Source organism: Kitasatospora putterlickiae (assembly GCF_039527695.1).
GTDB lineage: Bacteria > Actinomycetota > Actinomycetes > Streptomycetales > Streptomycetaceae > Kitasatospora > Kitasatospora putterlickiae.
Map to the genome: position 1 here is coordinate 1 of NZ_BAAAKJ010000261.1, position 2,696 is coordinate 2,696.

Sequence of the window (2,696 nt, forward strand, 5' to 3'; positions counted from 1 at the left end):
CTTCGACGCCAAGGGCCGCACCAGCTGACGCGCCGCGTCCGCCGCACGCCCCGGCCGCGAACCGGCCGCCGTCCCCACCACCCCCAGGACTGACACCACCCCATGTACCGCACCGCACTGCGCAACGTGCTGGCCCACAAGGCCCGACTGCTGATGACGGCGCTCGCCGTCCTGCTCGGCACCGCCTTCGTGGCCGGCACCCTCGTCTTCACCGACACCTTCGGCAACGCCATGCGCTCCCAGAGCGCCAAGAGCTACACCGACATCGCCGTCACCGTCAGCGACGGCACCGCCGTCAGCAAGGGGTACGACGACGGCGACCAGACCTCCGGCGGCCCCTCCCTCACCGAGGACACCCGAAAGGCGATCGCCGCGCTGCCCGGCGCCGCCGAGGCCCGCGGCGTGGTCAGCGGCTTCGCCGGCATCGCCGACCGCAAGGGCGCGCTGATCGGCAGCGGCTTCGCCACCACCGGCACCAACTACGTCCCCGGCGCCGACGGCACCGACCCGCGCTTCCCGCTGGTCGACGGCCGCGGCCCGCGCACCTCCGACGAGGTGGCGCTGGACGCCAAGACCGCCGAGAAGGGCGACTACAAGGTCGGCGACACCGTGCGCGTCGCCATCAACGGGCCGGTCATGGAGCTGAAGCTCACCGGCATCGTGACCACCAACGACCCGCGGGTGCTCTCCGGCGGCTCGCTCGCCGCCTTCGACACCGCCACCGCCCAGCGGCTCTACCTGGCCCCGGGCCGGTTCGCCGAGATCGACGTCAAGGGCGCGCCCGGCGCCGACGACACCGCGCTGCTCGCCGCCGTCAAGCGGACGCTGCCCGCCTCCGACGACCTGGAGGCCCGCACCGGCCGCGAACTCGCCGACGAGCAGGACCGCCTCATCGAGGCCGGCACCAAGGGCATGTCCACCGCCCTGCTGATGTTCGCCGCCATCGCGCTCTTCGTCGGCGTCTTCATCATCGCCAACACCTTCACCATGCTGGTCGCCCAGCGCACCAAGGAACTGGCCCTGCTGCGCGCCGTCGGCGCCAGCCGCAAGCAGATCACCCTCTCCGTGCTGGCCGAGGCCGTGCTGGTCGGCCTGACCGCCTCGGTCGGCGGCCTGGTCGCCGGCATCGGCATCGCCGCCGGGCTGCAGTCGGTGATCGGCTCGCTGGACACCGGCATGCCCACCGGTCCGCTGGTGATCGCCCCCTCCACGGTGATCGCCTCGCTCCTCGTCGGCACCGTGGTCACCGTGCTGGCCGCCTGGCTGCCCTCGCTGCGCGCCTCCCGGATCGCCCCGATCGCCGCGATGAGCTCGGCCGAGCAGCCGGCCACCCAGAAGTCCCTGCTGGTGCGGAACGTCATCGGACTGTTCTTCGCCGCGGTCGGCGTCGCCGCCCTGCTCGGCGGCGCGGCCGCCAAGGAGGTCAACGTGGTGGCCCTCGGCGCGGGCGCGCTGATGATCGGCGTCTTCGTGCTCACCCCGCTGCTGTCCCGCCCGGTGATCGCGCTGTTCGCACCGGCGCTGCGCGGGCTGTTCGGCACGCCCGGCAGGCTGGCCCGCGAGAACGCCGTGCGCAACCCGCGCCGCACCGCCGCCACCGCCTCCGCGCTCACCATCGGCGTCACCCTGATCACCGCGCTGACCGTGGTCGGCGCCTCGGTGAACAAGGCCGTCGACGAGGCCACCGAGGTCGACCTGAAGGCCGACTACGCCGTCGCCATGACGAACGGCTCCGCGCTCTCCCCCGAGCTCTCCGGCAGGATCGCCCGGACGGCCGGGGTCACCATGGTCAGCGCGGTGCGCGAGGTGAAGGTGAAGGCCGTCGCCGACGGCGACACCACCTGGCTGACCGCCGTGGACGCCGCCACCTTCGACCAGCTGGTCGACCTCAAGGTCACCGACGGCGCCGCCGACTCCCTCCAGCAGGGCAAGCTGCTCGCCACCACCGGCTTCGCCGAGCGCAACGACCTGGCGGTCGGCTCGACGCTCGACATCACCTACCCCGACGGCGGCCGCGGCACCCTGACCGTCGGCGGCCTGGTGGAGCAGAACACCGAGGTCGCCGGGATCCTCGCCCCCGAGCAGGTGGTCGGCGCGCACGCCGCCGTCGGCTCCGGCCCGAAGAAGGTCCTGGTCAAGGGCGCCGACGGCGCGACCCCCGCGCTCAAGCAGGCGCTGCGCGACGCCACCGGCGGCAACCCGCTGATCAGCGTCATGGGCGAGAAGGACATCAAGGCGGAGAACAGCAAGCTGGTGACCTCCCTGCTGAACGTCATGTACGGCCTGCTGGGCATGTCCGTGGTGGTCGCCGTGCTGGGCGTCATCAACACCATGGCGATGTCCGTGTTCGAGCGCCGCCGGGAGATCGGCATGCTGCGGGCGATCGGCCTGGACCGCCGCGGCATCGGCCGGATGATCCGCCTGGAGTCGCTGATGATCGCCCTGTTCGGCGGCGCGGTCGGCGTCCTGCTCGGCATCGTCACCGCCTGGGCCGGCACCCGCACCCTGGCGGACACCTTCAAGAACATCACCCTGGTCGTCCCGCCCGGGAGGATCGCCTTCTTCCTGGCCACCGCCGCCGTGATCGGCCTGCTCGCCGCCCTCTGGCCCGCCCGCCGCGCCGCCCGGATGGACATCCTGAGCGCCATCAAGAGCAACTAGCCACCACCCACCACCTCCGAACACGCGGCGCCCGC

Annotated in this window: 1 protein-coding gene; it reads left to right on the forward strand. The window is 72.8% G+C overall.

What is annotated here, in order from left to right:
- Positions 1-102: 102 nt before the first annotated feature.
- Positions 103-2,661: an ABC transporter permease gene (locus ABD308_RS26740; RefSeq protein ID WP_344339495.1), complete on the forward strand. Its 2,559-nt coding sequence runs from the start codon at positions 103-105 to the stop codon at positions 2,659-2,661.
- Positions 2,662-2,696: the final 35 nt, after the last annotated feature.